This is a genomic window from Scytonema hofmannii PCC 7110 (genome assembly GCF_000346485.2).
Lineage (GTDB): Bacteria > Cyanobacteriota > Cyanobacteriia > Cyanobacteriales > Nostocaceae > Scytonema > Scytonema hofmannii.
Genome location: NZ_KQ976354.1, coordinates 120703 through 142591, shown reverse-complemented (window position 1 = coordinate 142591; position 21889 = coordinate 120703). Strand labels below are relative to the sequence as shown.

Below are 21889 nucleotides of genomic sequence, written 5' to 3'. Positions count from 1 at the left end.
CGTACTCAACCCAATCCGATAGACAGGCGATCGTACTCAACCCAATCCGATAGACAGGCGATCGCTATGCAGTTATTGAAATGAGACCAAATAGAGATGAATGTCTGTCAGCCAACTCAATTTCTGGTCACGAATAACTTAAGCAGGCTCAACACGTAAAGTAGCAAATGAACTAGTACGAGTTTTTGCTTTAATGGGATGATTTGACCAAGCAAAAAAACGCGTTAAATTGATTGCACAAGCAGTGGCAACGTGTTGTAAATGTGTTTTAGCTAGTCCAAAATATCGCGTTCGTCGCAAATCAAATCTACCAACAGCTTGGGAGATGGTACCCTCAACACCAGATCTGCGTGCGTAGTGTTGCTGAAACTCTGGAGTTTGTTGTTGATCGCGACGCTGTTGGAGTGCATCATATTCTTCACGAGGTCGCAACTTAATTTTTCTGGGAGCAGTTTGAGCAGAAGTACAATCACTTCTCACAGGACATTTCGCGCAAGTCTTGCGCTCAAAGACAACTTCAATTAAAGGATTGTGATTGCTGTCACGAGTTTTGCGCCAAATTCGACTCCAAAAACCTTGTGGACATTGAACAACTTGATTGTCCCAATCAATGACAAACGCACTTACATCAAACCCTGTGTTTAACTTGGCTTGCCAAGAAGTATCAACAGCCACAGGTCCAACAACAGAAACTTGATAAACCTGATGACTTTCAACCCCACCATGTTGCTCGTCTAGGCTGAGATTCCATACATTCGCCTTTTCAAACAAATCAAACTGTTGTTCCAATCGCCCACAACTGACGCGTTTCTTGTTCCGTTTATCCTCTAAATTTCTCATGATTGAATTCAGCAATGATAATTTCCCGACTTCAGACTCTATTTGCTCTCATTTCATTTGCTCTCAGGTGCCCTCTTGTCTGTCAGAATCTGATGTTGACTCTGGTGTCTCTCAAAATCGGTTGAGTACGATCGCCTGTCTATCGGATTGGGTTGAGTACGATCGCCTGTCTATCGGATTGGGTTGAGTACGATCGCCTGTCTATCGGATTGGGTATTGAGCACATCCCCACCACCGCGCAAGTCATATCAAGAATGCGTTTGCCAAGGTAGCCCGCCCGCACTTGATTCGAGTTTCGTAAATCCTGATTCTATATTCTCATTAGAGAATAGGGGGTCTGACCCCCCATTCGCCAGCTGTATCCTTAAAGAAGTCGGGGATCTAAGTGTAGCTTGTTTAGAGTTACTAATCTCGCCGAAGCGTAAATAATGTAACCTCTGGAGGACAGTTAATCCGTATAGGTAAAATGCTGAAACCAATCCCTCGGTTCACATAAAGATGGTTTCCTGACTTTCCATAATCATCAATCCAACCGTCAGTATGCACTTCATCTTCTTTGATGAAAGTCAACCAAGACCATTCTGGAAGGAAAGGCAGACGAATTTGCCCACCATGAGTGTGTCCTGCTACGGCTATAGGTGCAGTGTTTGCAGGAAATGCTGCAAAGGAGTTTGGATGGTGCATCATCACAAACCTAGATGCCTTGTCTGGTAATTGTTTTAGCGCTAATGCTGGGCGATCATTATTAGACCAGTGTGCATCAACACCAAGCAAGTATAAAATCTCTTTTTGTTCGGTTTTACTTGGTAGTGCAAGAGCAACAGCTTCATTGTCTAGTACTTGCACGCCCGCAGATTCAAGCTCTGTAGCTAATTTGCTGGCTTGTGCCACGTCTGGGTTACCGTTTTTGGATTTCATTCCATAGTCGTGATTTCCCAAAACAGCATAGGTGGGGATACCTGAAGAAGGCAGTGGACGAACAAGCTCAATAACGCGATCGATTTCCTCACTTGGATCGTCACCTGCAGCGTAAATAAAGTCACCGATTATTAACACCGCAGCAGGACGGTCTTGAACCAGTCGATGGACAATCCGGCGAATGGTAGGAGTATTGCCTAACCACATTCCCACTTGCCAGTCGCCCATCACAGCAATTCTTTTTCCTTCCCAAGCAGTAGGAAGACCGGGAATAACAGCAACTTGTGGTTCTATATCAATGATGTAGGGTTCGATGAAGCCATAAATTAAGAGTGCGCCAACTAATCCCAATAAGCCCAGTAAAAAGTATTTAATTGTTTTGATAATCTGTTTCATAAATCAACTTGCGAATTCTGAACCTCTTGGAACTTTCCTTGCAATCGAACGTGCTCAAACCTATCAACATTTAAATGATTTTCTTGAGAACCAACCGACTTACCATCTATCCAAGCTTCCTGAAGTTCAAAACCGTGGAGGTGAAGCTGCACTTCTTTGCTTGATGCACCCAACCTTCATTTTTGAATCGTGGCGATACCCTGACCTGTCTTCGGGGTGACAGTTCTTTTCGTAAAATTACCCCATTGGCGTCTTGAAATTCTAAACCACCATCTGCACTTACATTAACTTTCAGGACAGCACTAGATATTACCCAACGCTCGTCCTGTTGTTGAAATGTCGTTTCAATAGTTGACCAGTCATCACAGGCAATGGCATAAGGAATGGGAGAAACACCTGGTTTCCAATCTACTCTTACAAAATCATCTCGTAGAAAACTAATTTCAAGTTCGAGATCTTTAAAATAAAAGTGTCTGCCCTTAGCCGTTTGCTCAGCCCGAATGATGTTTCCAGCTTTTTCAGAAGCTTCTAAAGTTTTGGAATTACGAAATTGGCGTTCTAGGCGATCGCGTTGTAGTGGATATATCAACGACCCTAAAAACCTTTGGAGTTTTATTAAACGTAGGTTTATTGATAGCAATTTGAGTATCTTCATTTTAATATCTTCATCTTAATAGATTTATGGGTCAGTCACTTTGCTTGCAATTAGTGTAAAGTTTTAAAGTAAAAAGAAAAAATTGAATAGCTACACGTGTATCAGAACGCTGAGGAACTATAGCGTTTTCTAGTCTGTTGAGGTACAAATTTATCTGCGTGCATCTGCGTTCATCTGCGGTTAAATTATTATTCTGTACCTTACGAGAGTGGGAATTGCTATATCTGTATAAGATAAGCTTGAATAGTGGAAAAGTTGTGAAGGAAAAAATACAAATTTATCCGCGTCCATCCGCAGCGATCTAAAGTCGGTGGGAAAGTGCATTTCTTCCTTGATACCAATTTACGAAATGCATGATACATATACATTGGTCGTAGGAGCGCAATGCCTTGCACCCCTACCGGGGTATTCGTATCACTAAAAAAGTGAAATGGTATGAGGTGAAATGAGATTAAAGAGAGGTTGTCGCAGAAGGCTGCCAAGCTATAGCTAAATCAGTTAGGTAACTGAGTTAATTGCAGTCGTTCCTCGTCTCGCCAAAAAGTTTCGGAATTCTAAATAATCATATTAACTCTCCACGAGTTTTCCACTATTTAATTGTTAAGTTAGAGAAAAATAGCAGATCTATTTGAGTTGTGAAAAGTTGATGATAATTATAAAAAAATGAGGTTTAGTTATATGTATTTTCCAGAAATAATACAAAAATATTATCAATCCACAGACACAAATTATAAATCAAATTATAAAACAGTTGAACTTCAGCAAACACAATATAATAATGATGTCAAAGTCTTTGATAAATATATTGAACAAGGGGGAACTACTCTAGCTTTGATTGTTTTTTTGAGTGGGCTACTAGTATTTTTAAATAGTAAAACTTCAAAAGAAACATCAGATGTTTTTTTAAGTAGTTTAGAAGAATACAATTATAGTAGTAATTATAGTTATCCTGGTAATTTACCCTGTAAAAAATGTTACTTCTTTTCAGCAAATAAATATTTACCATGTGCTGTTAACCCTACGATTGTTATGACTGAAGAAGCAAGAAACTGCTCTGATTATTTATTTTCTTGTAAAAGATAAAAAAACATCCTTAAAAAACAAGGAATCATATTGGTAAAGACTCCCAGTTTCAGTCGATAAGAGATTTGTTTTGCTTGTTTCCAAATCATATTTGCAAATCTTCTCTTTCGGTTAGTAAATACCCCATTCCTGAATGCCACTTTCGCTCAGTATTGACTCCGCCCGATGAATTTCTTGTTCGTTACCTTCAACCAAAACAACATATTTGCCTTGAGAAACACAATTAGCATACTCTTGGGCGCGATCCTTAGGAATACCAAAACTCCTAAATGCCCCAACCATTTCACCGACTAAAGCACCAGCACCACCGCCTGCTAAAGTGGTCGCCAGAGTAGTTCCTAAAGCTCCTCCTACAAGCACAGGTCCGACTCCAGGAATTGCGACCATGCTCAGTCCAACAAGTAAGCCACTTAGTCCTCCGAGAGCAGTGCCTGTAATTGCACCTCTCGCCCCACCTTTCTGTATTCTCCACTCTATAGAATCACTGAAATCTTCATGAAGCTGTCGATCCTTATCCACAGATGCATCTTTTACTATTAAAGATACCTTTTGCATTGGAAAATCAGAATTTTGTAGGGCATTTAAAGCTGATTCACTCGTCTGACGATTGGGAAAAACACCTACAGCCTGTTTAGCTCGATCGATCATATTTCCCTCCTTTTATCACTTTTGTTCTTTGAACCTACTGTAAACAATTGCGCTGTTCTTCAACTTCCCTCGGAGGGTTAAACCTTAGAAAAAGCGATCGCGAACACATAAATATTAAATTGATTCACTACATTTAAGAATCTAAGACTGTTGCAAAACAAAATACCGTTCAGTTCGAGAGTGATTTTTTTCTCTATCTTCTTCTTACTTTAGTTAAGTAGATATTCTAGCTGAAGATAGAGTTTTTATTATACATTTTCAGTATTATACAATAGCGTGATCGGTTAAAATATTCTATGTATGCTCAATCCAGATAAACTCTTTCTACAGAAATAGTTTGTAACTTCTCTCTCCGATAAAAATAAATTACACCTTTCTCCACGACTTATCCACTTTTTTAACCTATCTTGACTATAGAAGCGATTGAGTTGCATAACTCTTGAAAATCATCAATTTCACCTCAGCTACCTACTCCAAATACAAAATATAACGAATTCTACCTAAATTAAGATGCATTATACGAATACGATTGACCTGATTTACCTTGAGCAAAATAAGGTAAGGAATTTTTAGATTCATTATTCAAGAGGAACATATGAAAAACAATTTTATTCAAGCGAGTCTGTTGTCTTTTGGTTTTCTCTCAGCAATTTCATTAACTGCTTTATCTTTCAGCCATCAACCCACACGCGCTCAAACTCCTAACGGATACATAGACATAGCTGCTGATGGCAATCTCAATGAGTACTCTCCTGCAACAGCACCATTACTTGTACGTGGTACTGTAACACCAGCCGTAAAAGATGTTCAAATTCTTTTAAAGGAACTAGGGTTTTACAATGGAAATGCTGATAGTATCTATGGTTCGAGGACAGTTTCAGCAGTTATTAGCTTTCAGAAATCTAGAAACTTAACTGCCAACGGTGCTGTTAACAAACAAACTTGGGAAGCACTAATTAATGCCGATAGTCTTACATCATCTGTACCTACAAACAACTTAAATAAATACTCACCACAAACAGCACAATCACCGAGTTTTGGAAGTCAGAGAAAGGTTGCTACAATTGACAATATTCATGTTAACCCCAGTGAATTTTTGGGAAAAACTGTCACTTTCACTGGTCAAGTTCAATCCTTTTTGACTCCAAACACGTTTACGTTAGACGATCCACAGACTTCTAGTCAAGAATACCTGCTAGTTCTGAGTACAGCTCCAGTGAAAGACGTTTCTGTAGGTAACCGGGTTCAAGTGACGGGAACAGTCCGTCAATTTAATAAAGACAAGTTAGTGCAAGAATTTGGCGTAAATCCGAGCTTAGTTCGACCAATTACATCGTATTATCGTAATTTACCTGTAATCGTAACACAATCGACTCAAGTAGTACGATGAACAGACTTCCCTTTGCTCGGAAGACAGAGGCTTTTGCCTTATAAAACAATCATGTTAGTAACGAGGAGAAAAATATGTGTTGGCATAAGTTCGATGAATATTATCCCAATTCCCGTAACAAAGTTTTTGACGGTCAGAATGTTGTTGCTAAGAGTTTATCAATACAGATACTTGATCGCTGGCCTCAAAAAATTGGGATATTAGGAACAATCTTTGGAAGCTTACTGATTGGTATTTCAGCAATTCCTCAAGCAGCAGTAGCACAGCAACCTACTTCCAAAGTTAATCCCTGTCCTAGTATTTTCTATGAAGAACCACATAATAATCGAGTCTTGGTTCCGCAGGGTTGTCCTCCTAATGCTGCAACTCAAAAACTGAGTGGACAAGGGGTAGTTGTTGTACAACCAGGAATTGTGGTGAAGCCCGGAGGTTTACCTGTTAATCGCCAACCAATACCTTACCCAGAAAGCCGACAAGAACCTATTGCTACTGTCACGCCGACAGCAGGTACTGTGGATGTGAGATTGAAAAACAACACTAACGCTCGCGTTACCTATCAAGCGATCGCACATACTCAGCCCCGAATTCTTCCAGGTGGAGAAGAAATTGTCCTGCAAGATTTACCAACACCCGTGACAATTACGATGGTGCGTGAAGATGGAGGACTGCTCAAAGTCATGCCCGTATCTAAATCGGATTCAGGGGCGTTAGCAGTTTCGCTCGATGAAGAGACGACCTTAGATAATAACCAAGGTGTACTGAGAATTCAAAGAGACGGTCAAGTCTATTTGAACTAGGTCATAAATATTACCCGCTTGACTGCTAAAGGCAATAGCACTCAACCAATACAAATTGAATTGCTGGAGAACGTCTTTTTTCCAAAATGATTTTAGAGGATTGAAAATGAAGAATATTTGGTCACAGAAGCTTTTGGGGTTGCTAATTTTTTCTACAACGACAATTCTTGGAAGCGGATTATCTGCTCGAGCACAAACTGTACCGACTCCCAGTAAAATCTCAACTAAGGCTGCTGATTTGTTACCTCCACAACCACCAGCAAAAACTACAAATGAGCCTTCTCAGGAGGTAGCTCAAGTCGATGTTGCCCCAGGTCGAACTACACGTGGAGGCTCTAGTTATATCGGAATTGCAGGTAACATTGGTCTTGGCGGTGACTCAGCTATAGGTGAGGGCAGCTTTATGGCGATTAGCAAAATCGGGCTAACACGGTCTGTATCTTTGCGACCATCTGTAGCGATTGAAGATGACCCCGTTGTGCTTGTTCCTCTCACCTACGATTTTACCTTACGAGGGGAGGATGTTTTTGAAGAAACTTTTTCTGTGGCACCATATGTCGGAGCTGGTGTAGTGATCGAAACGAGCGATGATGCAGATGTTGGCTTACTGTTAACTGGTGGTTTAGATGTTCCCTTGAATAACAACTTCACGGCAAATGCTGCATTGAATGCAGCCTTTTTGGATGAAACTGATGTGGGGTTAGTGCTGGGAGTTGGCTACAACTTTACAGGATTTTAAGAAAAATAATATTAGCGAGCGGTTTGTCCGAGTTGACTAGAGGTCAGAGATGTCACTAACGAGAGCGGAAGTGGCTTCTGACTGATAGCATTAACGTAATCTGCACTCAAGTAGGGACGAAAACTTGGCTGCTCGACAACGTAAGTTCTAAAAAAAGGGACACTCAGAGCTTGAACGTAGCTACGTGCTAAGGAAGGACTAGAACCAGCAACCTCTGTGGGAACGGGAATAGCAGCGTTTGGTGACTCTGCGATCGCAGAAAAGTGTGTACCACCATTAATAAGCACCAAATACTTGTTTGGCGTTGTTAACCAAGTAAAAGGTTGAATTTGTTCTAATAAAGCTGGAGCAATTGTGTCAGCACTACTACTGATAATCATGACTGGCATTTTGATTTGGCTGAGACTATCTCGCCCCATAATGCTGCTGTCAATAGGATTAATGGCAATGACTGCTTTCACTCGTGGATCGAAGAGATTATACTGAGATGATGGCAAACGCAGAGCTAAACACTGAAGCAATTGCGAAATATTAAGTGTATCCTCTAAAGCAGGGCAGTTCTTTTGAAGTTGTTGAAAATTTATCGGTGCGCCTGCTAACGCTAATGCTGTATATCCACCAAACGATTGTCGCACAACACCAATTTGTTGCAAATTCAAACGTCCTGCAAATGCTGGGTTCTCCTTAGATAGACGAGTAAGTTCATCCAACAAATACTTAACATCTAATGGTCGGTCAACAAATTCTCTTGGGCTAGTCACTCGATCCACCGTACCTGCTAATAAGGCTTGCAACTGTTGTGCATTACTGCCGGGATGTTCTGGAACGGCAACTACAAAACCATAAGAAGCAAGGTGACGAGCCAAGTAAGCAAAACTTGTTCGGTCAGAACCAAGCCCGTGGGAGATAACAATAATTGGACTAGGATCTGAAGTTTGTGGCAAGTAAATGTCGGCGGGAAAAGTGCGATCGCGAGATAAATCATTGAGCGCGATGGTTATTTTTTTCCAAGTAAAGCGTCCTGGCTGTTGGAAAGAAGGCTTTTCAAAAGTAGTGAGTGCAGGGGTAGCGGCTGCAAGGAATTGTTTATTGATGAGTGCGATACGGCTTTAGCCGTTAGCTTTGCTATCGCATCTTGAGTTTGATTGACCAAATCCTGTAACGCCCGAGCAATTTTGAGACTGCGGGCTAAATCAATCGAAATCGCATTTGAAGGAAACTTACGTAGTACATTCAACAGCGTTAAACCTTGTGGATCTGCTGCCGCTAAAATTAGCGCTGCTCGAACTGCGTGAAATCCCGATAAGCCAGATTCTGTCTGAATGAATTCTCCCAAACGTTCTAATAATTGCTCGCCGATGGGCGTATAAAGAAACTGTGAAACTTCTACTACATTCAAGGGAATAGGAGTCAGCAAAATCTGCCGTAGTTCGCTAAGTTCTTGAGAACTTACGTATCGTGCATACACAGACAAGTCATCATTCACAATACCTGTCTTAGCATAGGTTTCAAGAGAATTAATAGCAATAGACCGCTCCAAGATGCCATAAGATAACTCAATACGTTCTGCACTTGAGGCAGGATGAGCGGTCAAAATAGGTATGAGGCAAGCGTTTAAAGTTCCTAGAACGACTTGCAGCCAAATATGTTGTTTATTAAGTATCAAGCAAGTTTCAGTTCCTGGTGTAAGCAACTATTTAGCGCTTTGTGGCAAAGCTGATGGATATATACCTTCGACAACCAACACAGGCTTTGTGTTATAGTCTGCTTCTAGCTGTTTTCGCAACTGTGGGTCAAAAGTAAAACTGTAGTCTCTCTCAAGCTCAGCGATAACGAATGGGCGAAGTGTACCAGTAGCAACAATCTTTTCGCCTTGTGTAATGGGAGCTTTATCCTTTAGTTGATTTGTAACTAAGACTAACAATGGGTTATTGCCAAGAAGTGTATCATCTTCAAGAGTAAATGCACTAGGACCATAAACTCTTGCAATATCAGCAGGTACAGCAATAACTTTGTTGTAATACGTCTTTGGATTTTCAGCGATTTCACCTGGTACTGGAGCTAGTGCAATTGACCGTGCAATAATTGCAGGTTTATTTTCATATTCTCGATACACATCTTGTTGACCTAAATCCAAGCCATACTCTTGCTTAATAGCATTGGTGTTAAACTTAGCAACTGTACCTGTGATTTGTAATCTTGCGTCTTGAGGTTCGGGTAAGTTAACAGGCTTACCTGTATTATTCACAACTGCAATTCTTTCGCCACTAAAAACTTCCCGATCGGTAATTGTAAATACGTTATCACTCACTCTATTGATAGGTTGGCTTCTAATAGTAACGAGTTTCCCGATAAGCGCATCTGTCTTTTGGCTAACTTCTGGTGCAGTAATGTTTTCTTTCTCTGCTACAGGTTTAGATCCAGTAGAAGCTCCCGTGTCTGCTGTCGGTTCAGGAGTAGTTGCTTGTTGCTCATTGTTAGCACAAGCAGGAAGAAGTAAAGCTGTTAAGACAACGGTTATAGCGCTTCCACGAATACTCCAACTTCTTTTGCGATTATGATATTTATTCAACGTCATTATTTTTCCTCCTTTGCTCTTTTCTGAATACTAAGATTACCAATTTAAATATGGAATCTCAAAAGTACAGCTAAATAAATCAAAGCCTCCTTAGTAGTAGTAATATAGTTCTGAAATTGAGAAAGTTCGCGTCGTAGAAGTTAAATTAACATACCTAAGCCTATATCTCAAAGGTGGAAAACTAGTGGAGAATGCTAGAATTTCTTAATTGGCTTTCTTTTTCTTATTTCTGATGCGCGATCCAAGGAATAAAAATGACTAATTTTAAAGTAGTTTTTAGGATTTAGATAATTTTAACTCTCTTGGAAATTTTTATGTTTTTAAGTAGCATATAGCAATCCTATCTGATTCGTGAATATTCGGTTGCCCAGATCCCCGACTTCTTAAAGAAGTCGGGGATCTAACTGTTTGTAACTCCCACACGGATTGCTATATAAGTTATTTTTGTTAATGTTAAATTAAGTATTTAAAGATAAAGTTAATTATTGTTTAACATAAGGTTAAAACAAAAAACTAGCGAAAAATTATTCCTTAAGATACAAGATCGTACATTTATTCATATAGAAAATGTTAGTGTTTCTCATACACAATTTTATCGCATTATAACTAATGCGCTCCATCTGTATCGTCAAAAAAATATATATACAAATTTACGAAAGTGTTAATAGTTAGTGTGTTGTAGGTAGGTCAATCAGAATAATCACAACTGCATTAATTTTAGTTAAAACGTTTACCACGGGTAAATGATAAAGGATAATTGTGATGAGTAAAATTTACTTGTGCCAACCCACTAAGTAGAAATATTAAAGTTTTTCCTTGAGTTATTGTTTTGTCTCTTTTAAGGATGTTCAAGCAAAAAATGAATTGTTTCTTACTTAATGAAAATTTCGAGATAGGTTATTAGGAAATGGAGAGTACAAAGACAATTAAACTAACAGTGCTTACTGTTATTACTACAGTTACTTTCTTCCTCGGACTGACACTTTTTGAAGCAATTCCCGAAATCCCTGTAGATATAGATTTTAAACCGTTTTTTATCCCCTTGTCGTTTGTTGCCCTGGTTCCAAAGGGTTGGCCTCTCTTTGCTGTTTCCTTGGGAGGGATGCTCGGAGAATTTCTTCGCGATTTGCTTGAAGGTTACGAGATCGACGATCCTATTGGAGCGGTAGGCTACGTTATAGGCTTTATGGCTGCTGGTTATCTTATTGGTAACCATCCTCTAAATAAAATTCGTGTTGCGATCGCTGCTATAGTCGCAGGATTTTTTCATGCAGCAATTGAAGCTACAGCATTCATTCTCTTTGACGAAGAAACCTTTAGAATCGCCATCTTGTCTGCTATCGGAAATACAATTACTGATGGCATAATTCTAGGTGCTATCCCGACTCCCTTTATTGTACCACAACTCTATGGTCGAATTGAACGCTACTTGGGTTATGCACCTCGTGGCAAAGAGCGACGCAATCGAAGACAAAAACAGATTCATGCGAGTTAGGGTTAATTATTTTTCTCCAATTAAAAGGAGTGATTTATGTCAATAGTGAATGCAAAAAACTTTACGTTCACCTACCCTGGTGCTGATGAAAGTGCTTTAAAAGAAATCTCTTTTGAAATCAAAAATGGTGAAACGATCGGTATTATTGGACCATTAGGATCTGGAAAAACAACACTTGGTATGGCGATCGCAGGATTAGCACCAAGTATTACAGGCGGTGAAACTTCTGGTGAGCTTGAAGTCAATACTAACAGTCGCAGAAAAGAGGAATCTCAAGATAAGAATTGGGATGACAATGGTGCAAACAGAAAACACGTTGGTATGGTTTTTGAAGAGTTTGCTTCGCAGCTCGTGCAGTTAAAAATGATAGAGGAAGTCAAAGTCCCTCTGGAAAATAATGGAACTTCACAACAAGAATCTACCAATCGAGCACGCCAGCTTCTGGAGCAAGTAGGATTGGGTGATGTAGAGGATAATAGGCGAGTTTGGGATTTATCAGGAGGTCAACAACAAAGGTTAGCAATTGCAGCAACTCTTGCGATCGATCCGCACATACTCATTTTTGATAATGTGATGGACAAGCTCGATCCCATAGGGCAAGATCGAGTCAGCAGCATCATTAACGACTTGTCCAGGAAAAAAACACTGATAGTTGTTGAGCGAGATCCTAATTTTCTCTTGCGAGTCGTCGATCGGCTCCTTGTATTGGTTGATGGTAAAGCGATCGCTGAAGGTACGCCAGAAGAGATTCTTCGCAATGAAGAACTTTTGTCTCGTGCTGATATTGAGCCTCCTGTTACCCTACCCCTTGCTAAAGTTTTGGGTATGTCCTCTTCACCACTGACGATTGAAGAGTTTCAACAAGCATACAAAGCGAGTCGCATGCAACAACTTTCATCTCTTGGAGTTAAAAAAAGTCAGCACTGTTTAGAAAAATCATTCCAAGCCAAAAACGATTTTGGTAAGTTAGCAGTTTCTATGGAGAGGGTAACATTTTGCTACTCGAACAAAGAACCTAAAGTGCTGAAAGATATCAACATCGCAATTCATGAAGGTGAAGTACATGCACTGATTGGACGTAGTGGTGCGGGAAAGACAACTGTAGTTAAGCATATCGCAGGATTAGTGAAGCCCAGTGAGGGTAGAGTTACCATCTGGGGTGTAAATACAAAAGACAAAAGTGTTCCCGAACTTGGGCTAACAGTAGGAACTATCCTTCAAAACCCCGACGAGCAACTCAGTGAAAAAACCGTCAAGGAAGAAGTTGCTTTTCCACTCAAGCAGCGCCAGTATAACAGAACAGGTTTATTCTCCAAGCAAAAACGCTATGACGATGACTACATTGAGAACCAGGTATTACAAGTCTGTCAACTAGTGGGAATTGGGGAGGATATGTTCGATCGCGATCCACTTCTGCTTTCACGCGGACTGCGAAAACTCGTTGCGATGGCAGGTGCCTTAGTTGTCGAGCCAAAGGTCATTCTTCTTGATGAACCAACACTTGGTCTTGGTGCGACATCTATTAAAAAAGTTAAACAAATGCTTAAACACTTGTGCGAGCAAGGCAAAGCGGTGCTTTTAGTTAGTAATAATGTCAATTTTGTCGCTGAGGTAGCTGATACAGTGACCGTATTAGAGCAAGGACAAATTGTCATGCAAAGCCCAATTCATGATGTTTTTGCAGAAAATAATTGGGCTAAACTTGCTGAGTTACATATACAACCTCCAGATGTTGCACAACTGGCTCATCACCTAAACGTGAATGCCTTAACCCATGATGAGCTTGCCTCGCAACTCTCAAATACTCACAACCTCAACTGAAGTGGGAAAAAGTCATGACTTCTAGCGTACCTACCCTTTACCAAGAGCGCAATACATTTGTCCACCGCCGAGATCCGCGTGTAAAGATTTTGTTGCTCATTTTGCTTTTCTTTTTCTTATTTTTGGCAGGAAGTTGGCAATGGATGCTAGTGTTAGTCATCTTAGGACTTATCCAAGCAGCGATCGCACGCACTCCCTGGAAATGGATGGCTGTATTATGGGCAATTCACATACCAACTTTCCTGGCACTAATTCTTATCCCAGCTGCCGGTCCTTTATTAGCAGGTAACTTTGCAAAAGTGGCGGAAGTGGCTTCTGCCGAACTACGTCTGATTCTAGCGTGGACAGCAGCGATCATTGTCAGTGTCAGTATGCTCTCTACTATGGACGCTGAGGATTTAACCAAAGGTATTCGGGGGCTTCATCTCCCACCAGTCGTTGCTTTAGCGTTCGGTTTGTCGTATCGGCTGTTATATACCACTTTAGGAGAAGCCTTCCGAATTGCTGATGCGATGAGGATCAAAGGCGTTGACTTAGACCCCAAGCATTTCTTCCGTTTCATTTGGAATTCTTTAAGAATTTCACTGCCGTTGCTGTTTGCTGTCGTGCGGCGTGCTCCTACACTGATGTCTGCACTCCAGATGCGAGGATTTAGAAGGGGTCGCGTGCAACTAGGAGCTATCGACTTTTGGGATGCGGTCTATTTTCTGATTGGTCTTGCAGTTTTCGGTCTTGCGGTGTGCGATCGATTTGGCTTGCTTCCATTTTCCATATTTTAAACAGTTTATCGCTCCACAAGTTTTCCACTTTTTGAAGATATCCTCTAGCTAAATGCAGTTAATCAGTTAACTAGCATCTGATGAGGATTTTTTGATAATATTCCTTTCAATTCAAGGAGATTGGAGATTTATCAAATATCCGTCTAACAGAAACGTAGATACTTGTTTAAATAGGAGTTGATACAAATGGCTCTTGTAAAAATTGATGATTTTTATCCCGAACATCGTGAAGATAACGATGCAAGTAACTTCAAGAACTTTAGTGTTTATACCGATAGTGATGACAAAAAAGTTGGTTCAGTTGCCGATATTTTAGTTGATGAAAGTACAGGTTCTTTCCGCTATCTCGTAGTAGATACTGGATTCTGGGTTTTTGGCAAAAAAATCTTGCTTCCTGTCGGTCTCATTAATGTTGATTATGATGACAAAGAGATATCTGTTCGCGGTCTAACTAAGCAGCAGGTCGAAAACCTGCCTAACTTTGACGACTTAGAAAAAGTTGATTACGACTATGAAGAACAAGTTCGTAATATATATCGTCCGACGGCTGCTCGTTCTGGCACGGCACAAGATACTACTTATGACCGAGATAGTTATAACTATTCGCTTGAACCGTCATTGTACGATATTGACGAACAGAGTAATCAAAATCTGAAACTTTATGAAGAAAGGTTAGTTGCTAATAAACAACGCCATAAAGCAGGAGAGGTTTCTATTGGCAAACATATAGAAACTGAAAATGCTCGTGTTGCTGTACCCGTGGAGAAAGAGAGAGTAGTTATTGAGCGCACAAATCCTACAAGTGCTACCTCTGGTAATCCTGGCGATGCCTTTCGTGAAGGTGAAGTTGCTCGTATGGAAATTTATGAGGAAACACCCGACATTCGTAAAGAAGCTGTTGTCCGAGAAGAAGTCCGAGTTAAGAAAGTCGTGGATCGGGATACAGTCGAAGCTCAAGAGAAGGTTCGACGGGAAGAGCTAGATATTGATACAGATGGTCGTCCAATAGAGAACAAAAGCTTCTAACATAGTCAAGGCTTACAGATGAAGTATGTATCATTATGCTGTAAGCCTTAAAGGCTCTTCAGTACTTGTTATTTTAGCATAACAAGTACTGAAGAACCGCCTTAAATTATTAATAGTTTGAATAGCAGAAAGCAATAATCAATACAGACGTTTTTTAGCGATCGCATGGATAGAGCCAGATCTACTTGCAGTCTTTGTAATAGCGATTGAAAATATTATGAAAACAAGAAGTATACATAATTACCAGGCTAGTACTGAGTCAAATTTAATGAATCTTAGGAGACAACTTAATCAACAAACATCAAATGCTTTTGCTAAAAAAATTAATTTAATAGGCGAGTTCTCATGGAAAAAACGAAAAGCATATTTCTTGCTATCTTTAGTTAGTATAGCGGTAGGAGTTTTAAGCGGTTGCCAAACAGATTTGTCTCAACCGATCGCTCCTTCAGAAACTTCTTCTCCAACTTCAGCAAATAATGAGGCACAAAATCAAAGCGATCGCCCTCTGACACCAACTGCTGAGGGGACTAACTTTGTGGTTGAAGTCGTCAAAAAAGTCTCGCCTGCCGTAGTTCAAATTAATACTGCCCGAACTATCAAAACTCAAGTACCACAACTGCCCGGTGTGTTTAACGATCCATTCTTTAGAAGGTTTTTTGGTGAAGTACCAATACAACCTCAAGAACGAGTTGTGCGGGGTCTTGGTTCTGGTTTTGTCATTGATTCTAGTGGGCGAATTCTCACTAATGCTCACGTTGTTAACAATGCGGATACAGTGACAGTATCTTTTTCCGATGGTCGTACTTTTGAAGGTAAGGTATTGGGACAAGACCCCATAAGTGATATTGCTGTCGTGCAAATTCCTGGCAATAATAATTTCCCAACAGTGGGAATCGCAAATTCTAACTCAGTGCAGTCCGGACAGTGGGTTGTTGCGATCGGTAATCCTTTAGGCTTGCAACAAACAGTCACAGTAGGCGTTATTAGTGCTATAGACCGCTCCTTAAATCTTTCCACTAGACCCTCCAACTATATTCAAACTGATGCCGCAATTAATCCTGGAAACTCTGGCGGACCACTACTCAATGCTCGCGGTCAAGTATTAGGAGTTAATACAGCAATTATTCAAGGTGCAGAAGGTATCGGTTTTGCTATTCCTATTGATACGGCTCAAAGAATTGCTCAGCAGTTAATTACTGAAGGGAAGGTCGAATACCCGTACATAGGTATCGAGATGCTACCCATAACACCTGAAGTTAAACAAAGAATTAACAATTCTCCTAACAGTAATATTCGTATTGAAGCCGATCGCGGACTTCTAATTGCCAATGTAATTCCTAATTCTCCGGCAGCCAAAGCCGGATTGCGTGCAGGAGATGTCATCCAAGAAATTAATAACCAACCTGTTACTACTGCTAACGAAATTCTACAAATTCTTGACAAGAATGGCGTGGGTAGCAACTTGCAAATCGAAGTGCAGCGTAACAGACAGACTTTGCAATTCACTTTACAACCCGTACCACTTCCACCTCAATCTAATACTAATTCCAATAGTCAATAGGACATATAATGTATGCCCTTGTTATTAAATGAGGTTCTCTAGTTGGTCGTAAGAAAAGTAAGCGTTTAAACTGGCTCCGGTGTATCCAGTAAATAACCAAAACAATGCACGACCGCGATCGAGTAGAGTAAATAACCAAGCTTCTGTTGGTCTTTCAGTATTTATGTTCATGCTATCTCATAACCTTATGTCTTGTTTACTATCCTTTGGTGAAAGCTATCTAATCTAGCTAATGACTTAAATCATTCTTGAGTTGTGTAATATTAGCTCATATGTAATAATTTTGAAAATGTTTTAACGTCTTCCACTAGTTTTCCACTATTAAGATGTAGGCTGCAACCATAGCAAGTTTTTCATGGTTACTTTAAACAGTTGAAGAACTCAAATTTTTCAAGAGTTTGTGATAAAAAACTTGATGGCTTATCGACTCTTGCGCTCGCGGGAATATTTTTCGCCGTATTTGCAGTTATTTATCTGTTGCAACTCATGGGAGGCATAGGTTCAGGTACAGGTTCTAACAGATATGAGAACGAACCTTCGCTATCGGGAATCAATAAAGAGGATCATCCATTGCTTAGGTCTTATTCTGAACGATTGACAAGAAGTAGAAATCGCACCAGAAGAGATTGATATTTAGGGGTTCGACATTCATGAACATAAAGAGTCAACATCAAAATGAATATTCTTCGAGTGAGATGGAAGTCCAAGGTTGCCAAGCTTGTTCCTTCACCTCAACCTTACCGGATTGAACAGTAGCATCCCAGCAAGTCGTATCGCCCTCTCGCCAAAATCGCAAGTCAACGTGTGCCTTCCCAACTTCCATATGTCGCAGCGTTAATTCAGGTAGGTTTTCGGGGAGATATGGATCGACATAAAGGCAGTTATTAGGAGCATCAGCTTGCAAACCAAGTATCGCTTGCAATAGCTGAAATACTGACGCTGCTGCCCATCCATGAGGTACGTTTGCCTGTATGTACGGTACTGGAAAACTTCCTGGTTCTCGCTCGACACCTGCATAAAGTTCTGGTAGACGATAATTGCTAAAATAGCTGCCTGCCTCAAAAATGCCACGGGCAACATGGGCTGCCTCTTGGGCAAAACCGTAACGCTTCAATCCTAGAGCAATGATACTGTTGTCGTGGGGCCACACTGAGCCGCGATGATAGGAAAAAGGATTGTAAGCCTGATTTTGAGTAGATAAAGTGCGAATGCCCCAACCACTCCACATATCTGGGGCAAACAAGCGCTTGGCAACGCACTTAGCACGTTCTGGGCTGATAATGCCACTCCAGAGACAATGACCTGGGTTTGAGGCGATCGTCTTAACGGGTCGTTTATCTGGATCGAGAGCAAAGGCATAAAAACCAATGTCTTCACACCAAAAGCGTTCTTCAAATTGGGTACGTAGTTTTGCAGCTTTGGTGCGTAATTCGGTGGAAAATTCGCCTTCACCCAGCACCTCGAACGCCTCTGCCATCCGCATCCAAGCATCAAACACATAACCTTGCAACTCACAAAGCGCCTTGGGTGCTTTTACCTGACTGCCGTCGGCATAAACAACTGCATCCCCTGAGTCTTTCCAGCCTTGGTTTTCAATTCCCCGTGGCGATCGCGTTTTGTACTCCTGAAACCCATCACCGTCTAAGTCACCATATTTGTCAATCCATTCTAAGCAACGCAGCGCCACGTCTCGGTAATCGCGTAACATAGAGTCATCTCCCAACCACTTCCAGGTTTCGTGGAGGACAATCAAAAACAAGGGTGTGGCATCAGCTGTGCCGTAGTAGGGGGTATGAGGTATTTGCTTGAAATGTGCTAATTCGCCATGACGGATCTCGTGCAAAATCTTCCCTGGTTGGGCATCTCGCCAATCTTCAATTTCTTTTGCCTGTAACTGCGCTAGCTTCTTCAAAGCACCGCGAGCAAAGCCAGGATGGACAATAACGTTTTGTAAGCTAATAATTAAACTGTCGCGCCCGAACAGAGTCACAAACTTAGGCACACCAGCGACAGGTAACCAGACATCGGGGGCAAAGTCGTAAGCATATAGCCGCAGTGCCCCGATATCTTCTATAGACTGGCGATAAAGTTGATTCAAATGGTCGTCAGGAGAAGCAATCTCCGTAGCACTATTTACCCACTGACAATACAACTGCTCAACCTCAGTATTAATAATATCTGGATTAACAGCCGCCGCATAAGACAAATTGATTGGCTCTTCCCGGATACGTTCATTGTTCACCAAGATATATTTGCAACAGGCTTGCCACTTTTCACCAGGTTTCAGCCTCACCTCAAAAGTAATACGACCATTGGCGTAGTGAGGTTGGGACGTAAATTGATAGGGTTGATAAATCAGGCAGCGATAAAAATCACTGTTGGTGTAGCTTGTATGTAGCTCGTTATGCTCTGCATCCCATTCAGTTTCGACATATCCCCGCCGCACAAACTGACAGGACTGAACCTCGAAAATATCGGCAAAGTCTGAACGTAAAGCAATCTCTAGATTAAAGCTGACTGCTTCGAGACCATAATTAGTCAAGTCAAGTTCTTCGTAGATACCGTTCTCCACAACCCGACTTATAATTAGAGCTATTGAACCTTCTGGAGTCTTGCCATTTCTGCTGACAAACTCTGGATTAGTGAGGTAAACCCGCGCTGCATAGTACGTTGTTGTAGTTGAACTCAGACGAATCCAATTATGACCGTCGATGTAGCAGACATAGTGACTTAAAAAGCGAGTATCATTAGAAAAAATGCCTAGATATGCATTTGGGTTAATCTGTCCGCTTAGGTCAGTCACCATGAAGGTACTACCGTGATTAATCGTCAAAATTGGTTTACCAACGCTGATTCGCATAGTTTTGCTCCTTAATACAGATAACCTTAAATTTGCGCCTGTACCGAGCGATCGCCTAGCTCAATCTTCTTAATAGTACGTCCATCTTTATCAGATCGCGGCCTTGGGACTCGATCCTCGCTGGTCTTGGGAGGAGAGGAATCGCCGCTCCTCTCAGCAGTGTGTAAATTTTGCCTGCGATCGCCTGCATTTCTTTGCCAATGGTTAAGCACGTCCTTGACTAAAACTTCCTTCAGCCAAATTTGTAGTACAATTAACAACGGAATCGCTAGAAATAATCCCAAGAATCCGAAAAAGAGCGAGAAGACTGCAACCGATAACACGGTAAATAATGGCAGCAAAGACACCTCGCGTCTCATCACTGTTGGAACTAGGATCAGGCTTTCAAACTGTTGAATGAGAATGTACAGCACAATCACCGCAACCGCTTTCCAGGGTGTATCAGTCAGGGCAAGCAGCGCGGGTGGAATTACACTCAAAGTCGGTCCAACATTTGGAATGAATTCTAATAAACCAGCTAGAAGCGCATTTACTAACGGTAATGGCACTCCTAAAATTAGCAAACCAATATAGCTGACGATACCAATCACAACCATTGCAATCAGCGTCCCTCTGATCCAACCCACCAATGAGGTTTCACACTCATCCAGAATGTCATTGACTCGTTGGCGATAAAAAGCTGGAAATGCCAACACAAAAACTTGTCGATACTGTGAGGGATTCATTAGTAACATGATGGTTGACGCTACGAACAGCAACAAACTCAAGACTGCAGTAATAGAGTTACTTAACTAATGTGAAAAAGCTACCCAACAATCGGGCTGCTGAAGACTGAAAATTTTGGACTAAAGCGCCAAAGCTAGTGTTATTTAATATCAATTGTTCCGGAAGCTTGCTTTGTATCCACTCATAACCTGTGCGGAGTTGAGCTAGTATTTGTGGCGAAATATTCGCCAATTGTTGAAGTTGATCGGCAAGACGCGGTAAGACAATCGCAAGAAAGCCAGATAGGAGCGTCAGTAGAAGAATAACACTAATTGCAACCGCAATCCCTCGTTGGATGTGCCGTTGCTGAAGGAATCTCACAATCCGGTTTAGGACAGTCGCTAGAATAATCGCTGCAAATACGAGCAAAAGCACCTGCCGAATTTGCCACAAAATGTAGAGGGAAATTGCAACAGCGAGAAAGCCAAACCATTGCCCTAACCGCACAAGATACCTCCAACTCTAACTTTGAGAATACCTCCAAACCTAGCGGCTCCGATCTCGATTAGTCTCTACCGAAGGAATGGTTTTACTTAAAGAAGGCACCAAGTAGAAGGCAGAGGCTTGATTGTTCCCCACGCGCTTATTGCGGGGGATTTAATAAAGTCTTGGTCAGTAGCAGTTGGCTAGCCACCCATTGAGTTCGCGATTGATCCAAACCATTCTCACCATAGCGAACGAAATTGGCTGCTGCCTATCCTTCCAGCTACAGGCTATCCTTCTAGCTACAGAGTATGTCTTACCTGATTATCTGCAAATTCTATCAAAAGATAGTAGGGCTCCGTTTGTATTTCTATCAGGATGAAGTATAAGGATAACTATGCTAGTCAAACATAGAAGGAATTGAAATAAGCTGTCGGCAGCGTTTTATCTGCCGAGGTGAAAGCCTTTGAAGCATCACAAATTGAGGCGGCATGAACATAGCTTATGAATGTCTAATCTCCGCAATTAGGCAAACGACCACCATGCTTCTATGTATAAAACGGGAAATGATTAATCATGTTTTTAAGAACCTGGCGCTTTATTACCATCATTCTTGCTGCACTCGCAATGGGAACTTCATTTGCCCATACGTTGGAACTGCCAGCCAAGATCAACTACGATGCGGCACTCTGGACGACGCTTCAACAAAGCTTGTATTGGGGCTTTGGACATATCGGTGGATACTTTGAGGCGGCTACAGTTTTTCTGGCAGCACCAGTGCTGACGTTTTTAGCTCGCAAGCGACGACCCGCTTTGCAGTGGACGCTAGCTGGAACGGTTTGCTTCGCGTTAGCGTTCTTTGTTGTTTTCCTGGTGTTCACAGAACCGATGAATCGTGAGATTGTCCAATGGACTCCTCAATCAGTGCCAGCAAACTGGACACAGGTACGCAACCAGTGGGAATACTCGCACGTGGCTCGTTTTGTCCTGCATTTGATGGGGTTGGGTGCGTTCTTAATTTCTGTGCTGGTTGAGATTCCAGTAATGGAGCGATTGCACAATCCTGTCACTCCTGAAGTGGCACCACTCACCAGACGTTAAAGGGGTTGATCATC

The 21889-nt window shown here is 41.4% G+C and carries 20 protein-coding genes and 1 pseudogene; 11 read left to right on the top strand and 10 right to left on the bottom strand.

Going from position 1 to position 21889, the window contains the following annotated elements; genetic code table 11:
• Positions 1 to 138: 138 nt before the first annotated feature.
• On the bottom strand, positions 139 to 840 hold the full coding sequence (locus WA1_RS00660) for a transposase (protein ID WP_017750206.1): 702 nt from the start codon (positions 838 to 840) through the stop codon (positions 139 to 141).
• Between WA1_RS00660 and WA1_RS56500 the strand changes: the two genes are divergently transcribed.
• Complete coding sequence (locus WA1_RS56500; protein ID WP_158516574.1) at positions 839 to 1027, top strand: hypothetical protein; 189 nt, start codon at positions 839 to 841, stop codon at positions 1025 to 1027. The two genes, WA1_RS00660 and WA1_RS56500, sit on opposite strands and share 2 nt — an antisense overlap.
• 218 nt (positions 1028 to 1245) lie before the next feature.
• Here the strand turns inward: WA1_RS56500 and WA1_RS00655 are convergent, their stop codons facing one another.
• Positions 1246 to 2154: a metallophosphoesterase gene (locus WA1_RS00655; RefSeq protein ID WP_017742159.1), complete on the bottom strand. Its 909-nt coding sequence runs from the start codon at positions 2152 to 2154 to the stop codon at positions 1246 to 1248.
• A gap of 106 nt (positions 2155 to 2260) precedes the next feature.
• Positions 2261 to 2809 (bottom strand): alpha-glucosidase domain-containing protein, encoded by a 549-nt coding sequence (locus tag WA1_RS00650; protein ID WP_017742160.1) that lies wholly within the window; start codon positions 2807 to 2809, stop codon positions 2261 to 2263.
• 678 nt (positions 2810 to 3487) lie between these two features.
• Here WA1_RS00650 and WA1_RS00645 point away from each other — a divergent pair.
• Positions 3488 to 3892 (top strand): hypothetical protein, encoded by a 405-nt coding sequence (locus WA1_RS00645; RefSeq protein ID WP_017742161.1) that lies wholly within the window; start codon positions 3488 to 3490, stop codon positions 3890 to 3892.
• A gap of 111 nt (positions 3893 to 4003) precedes the next feature.
• Here WA1_RS00645 and WA1_RS00640 read toward each other — a convergent pair whose 3' ends face one another.
• Positions 4004 to 4540: a hypothetical protein gene (locus WA1_RS00640; protein ID WP_017742162.1), complete on the bottom strand. Its 537-nt coding sequence runs from the start codon at positions 4538 to 4540 to the stop codon at positions 4004 to 4006.
• Between the two features lie 595 nt (positions 4541 to 5135).
• Between WA1_RS00640 and WA1_RS00635 the strand changes: the two genes are divergently transcribed.
• The 3 genes from WA1_RS00635 to WA1_RS00625 all read left to right on the top strand — a co-directional run bounded on the left by WA1_RS00635 (position 5136) and on the right by WA1_RS00625 (position 7466).
• Entirely contained in the window at positions 5136 to 5930 is a 795-nt protein-coding gene (locus tag WA1_RS00635; protein WP_017742163.1) for a peptidoglycan-binding protein, read from the top strand.
• Positions 5931 to 6004: 74 nt separating this feature from the next.
• On the top strand, positions 6005 to 6727 hold the full coding sequence (locus WA1_RS00630; protein WP_017742164.1) for a hypothetical protein: 723 nt from the start codon (positions 6005 to 6007) through the stop codon (positions 6725 to 6727).
• A gap of 106 nt (positions 6728 to 6833) precedes the next feature.
• A complete protein-coding gene (locus WA1_RS00625) occupies positions 6834 to 7466 on the top strand; it encodes a hypothetical protein (protein ID WP_017742165.1) in 633 nt (210 codons plus the stop codon).
• 11 nt (positions 7467 to 7477) lie between these two features.
• Here WA1_RS00625 and WA1_RS61530 read toward each other — a convergent pair.
• Both WA1_RS61530 and WA1_RS00615 read right to left on the bottom strand, forming a co-directional pair.
• A pseudogene (locus WA1_RS61530) lies at positions 7478 to 9111 on the bottom strand (alpha/beta hydrolase).
• A 48-nt stretch (positions 9112 to 9159) separates the two neighbouring features.
• A complete protein-coding gene (locus tag WA1_RS00615) occupies positions 9160 to 10044 on the bottom strand; it encodes a hypothetical protein (RefSeq protein WP_017742166.1) in 885 nt (294 codons plus the stop codon).
• Positions 10045 to 10981: 937 nt separating this feature from the next.
• On the opposite strand from WA1_RS00615, the gene WA1_RS00610 reads away from it, so the two are divergent.
• From WA1_RS00610 to WA1_RS00590, 5 genes are all read left to right on the top strand, one after another.
• Complete coding sequence (locus WA1_RS00610; RefSeq protein ID WP_272819038.1) at positions 10982 to 11539, top strand: DUF8171 family membrane protein; 558 nt, start codon at positions 10982 to 10984, stop codon at positions 11537 to 11539.
• A 36-nt stretch (positions 11540 to 11575) separates the two neighbouring features.
• The gene (locus tag WA1_RS00605; protein ID WP_017742168.1) at positions 11576 to 13360 is read left to right on the top strand and encodes an ABC transporter ATP-binding protein; all 1785 of its coding nucleotides are present in this window, start codon (positions 11576 to 11578) and stop codon (positions 13358 to 13360) included.
• A 14-nt stretch (positions 13361 to 13374) separates the two neighbouring features.
• On the top strand, positions 13375 to 14139 hold the full coding sequence (locus WA1_RS00600) for an energy-coupling factor transporter transmembrane component T family protein (RefSeq protein WP_017742169.1): 765 nt from the start codon (positions 13375 to 13377) through the stop codon (positions 14137 to 14139).
• A 186-nt stretch (positions 14140 to 14325) separates the two neighbouring features.
• Entirely contained in the window at positions 14326 to 15165 is an 840-nt protein-coding gene (locus WA1_RS00595; RefSeq protein ID WP_017742170.1) for a DUF2382 domain-containing protein, read from the top strand.
• 217 nt (positions 15166 to 15382) lie between these two features.
• The gene (locus tag WA1_RS00590) at positions 15383 to 16726 is read left to right on the top strand and encodes an HhoA/HhoB/HtrA family serine endopeptidase (RefSeq protein ID WP_033334835.1); all 1344 of its coding nucleotides are present in this window, start codon (positions 15383 to 15385) and stop codon (positions 16724 to 16726) included.
• A 24-nt stretch (positions 16727 to 16750) separates the two neighbouring features.
• Here the strand turns inward: WA1_RS00590 and WA1_RS54485 are convergent, their stop codons facing one another.
• From WA1_RS54485 to WA1_RS61260, 4 genes are all read right to left on the bottom strand, one after another.
• Positions 16751 to 16897, bottom strand: coding sequence for a hypothetical protein (locus tag WA1_RS54485; protein ID WP_017742172.1), 147 nt, complete (start codon positions 16895 to 16897; stop codon positions 16751 to 16753).
• A 499-nt stretch (positions 16898 to 17396) separates the two neighbouring features.
• The gene (locus WA1_RS00585) at positions 17397 to 19586 is read right to left on the bottom strand and encodes an amylo-alpha-1,6-glucosidase (protein WP_017742173.1); all 2190 of its coding nucleotides are present in this window, start codon (positions 19584 to 19586) and stop codon (positions 17397 to 17399) included.
• Positions 19587 to 19612: 26 nt separating this feature from the next.
• Positions 19613 to 20311: an AI-2E family transporter gene (locus WA1_RS61265; RefSeq protein WP_336389791.1), complete on the bottom strand. Its 699-nt coding sequence runs from the start codon at positions 20309 to 20311 to the stop codon at positions 19613 to 19615.
• Positions 20312 to 20369: 58 nt separating this feature from the next.
• Positions 20370 to 20798 carry an AI-2E family transporter gene (locus WA1_RS61260; RefSeq protein ID WP_017742175.1) on the bottom strand — a complete coding sequence of 143 codons (429 nt, stop codon included), beginning with the start codon at positions 20796 to 20798 and terminating at the stop codon, positions 20370 to 20372.
• Between the two features lie 552 nt (positions 20799 to 21350).
• Between WA1_RS61260 and WA1_RS00570 the strand changes: the two genes are divergently transcribed.
• Positions 21351 to 21875, top strand: coding sequence for an anthrone oxygenase family protein (locus WA1_RS00570; RefSeq protein ID WP_017742176.1), 525 nt, complete (start codon positions 21351 to 21353; stop codon positions 21873 to 21875).
• Positions 21876 to 21889 lie beyond the last annotated feature (14 nt).

Coding starts and splice junctions, on each gene's coding strand:
- WA1_RS00635 (WP_017742163.1), top strand. CDS start 5,136: ATGAAAAACAATTTTATTCAAGCGAGTCTGTTGTCTTTTGGTTTTCTC.
- WA1_RS00600 (WP_017742169.1), top strand. CDS start 13,375: ATGACTTCTAGCGTACCTACCCTTTACCAAGAGCGCAATACATTTGTC.
- WA1_RS00645 (WP_017742161.1), top strand. CDS start 3,488: ATGTATTTTCCAGAAATAATACAAAAATATTATCAATCCACAGACACA.
- WA1_RS00655 (WP_017742159.1), bottom strand. CDS start 2,154: ATGAAACAGATTATCAAAACAATTAAATACTTTTTACTGGGCTTATTG.
- WA1_RS00605 (WP_017742168.1), top strand. CDS start 11,576: ATGTCAATAGTGAATGCAAAAAACTTTACGTTCACCTACCCTGGTGCT.
- WA1_RS00585 (WP_017742173.1), bottom strand. CDS start 19,586: ATGCGAATCAGCGTTGGTAAACCAATTTTGACGATTAATCACGGTAGT.
- WA1_RS00590 (WP_033334835.1), top strand. CDS start 15,383: ATGAAAACAAGAAGTATACATAATTACCAGGCTAGTACTGAGTCAAAT.
- WA1_RS61265 (WP_336389791.1), bottom strand. CDS start 20,311: ATGAATCCCTCACAGTATCGACAAGTTTTTGTGTTGGCATTTCCAGCT.
- WA1_RS00650 (WP_017742160.1), bottom strand. CDS start 2,809: ATGAAGATACTCAAATTGCTATCAATAAACCTACGTTTAATAAAACTC.
- WA1_RS00570 (WP_017742176.1), top strand. CDS start 21,351: ATGTTTTTAAGAACCTGGCGCTTTATTACCATCATTCTTGCTGCACTC.
- WA1_RS00630 (WP_017742164.1), top strand. CDS start 6,005: ATGTGTTGGCATAAGTTCGATGAATATTATCCCAATTCCCGTAACAAA.
- WA1_RS00640 (WP_017742162.1), bottom strand. CDS start 4,540: ATGATCGATCGAGCTAAACAGGCTGTAGGTGTTTTTCCCAATCGTCAG.
- WA1_RS00625 (WP_017742165.1), top strand. CDS start 6,834: ATGAAGAATATTTGGTCACAGAAGCTTTTGGGGTTGCTAATTTTTTCT.
- WA1_RS00615 (WP_017742166.1), bottom strand. CDS start 10,044: ATGACGTTGAATAAATATCATAATCGCAAAAGAAGTTGGAGTATTCGT.
- WA1_RS56500 (WP_158516574.1), top strand. CDS start 839: ATGATTGAATTCAGCAATGATAATTTCCCGACTTCAGACTCTATTTGC.
- WA1_RS00660 (WP_017750206.1), bottom strand. CDS start 840: ATGAGAAATTTAGAGGATAAACGGAACAAGAAACGCGTCAGTTGTGGG.
- WA1_RS54485 (WP_017742172.1), bottom strand. CDS start 16,897: ATGAACATAAATACTGAAAGACCAACAGAAGCTTGGTTATTTACTCTA.
- WA1_RS00595 (WP_017742170.1), top strand. CDS start 14,326: ATGGCTCTTGTAAAAATTGATGATTTTTATCCCGAACATCGTGAAGAT.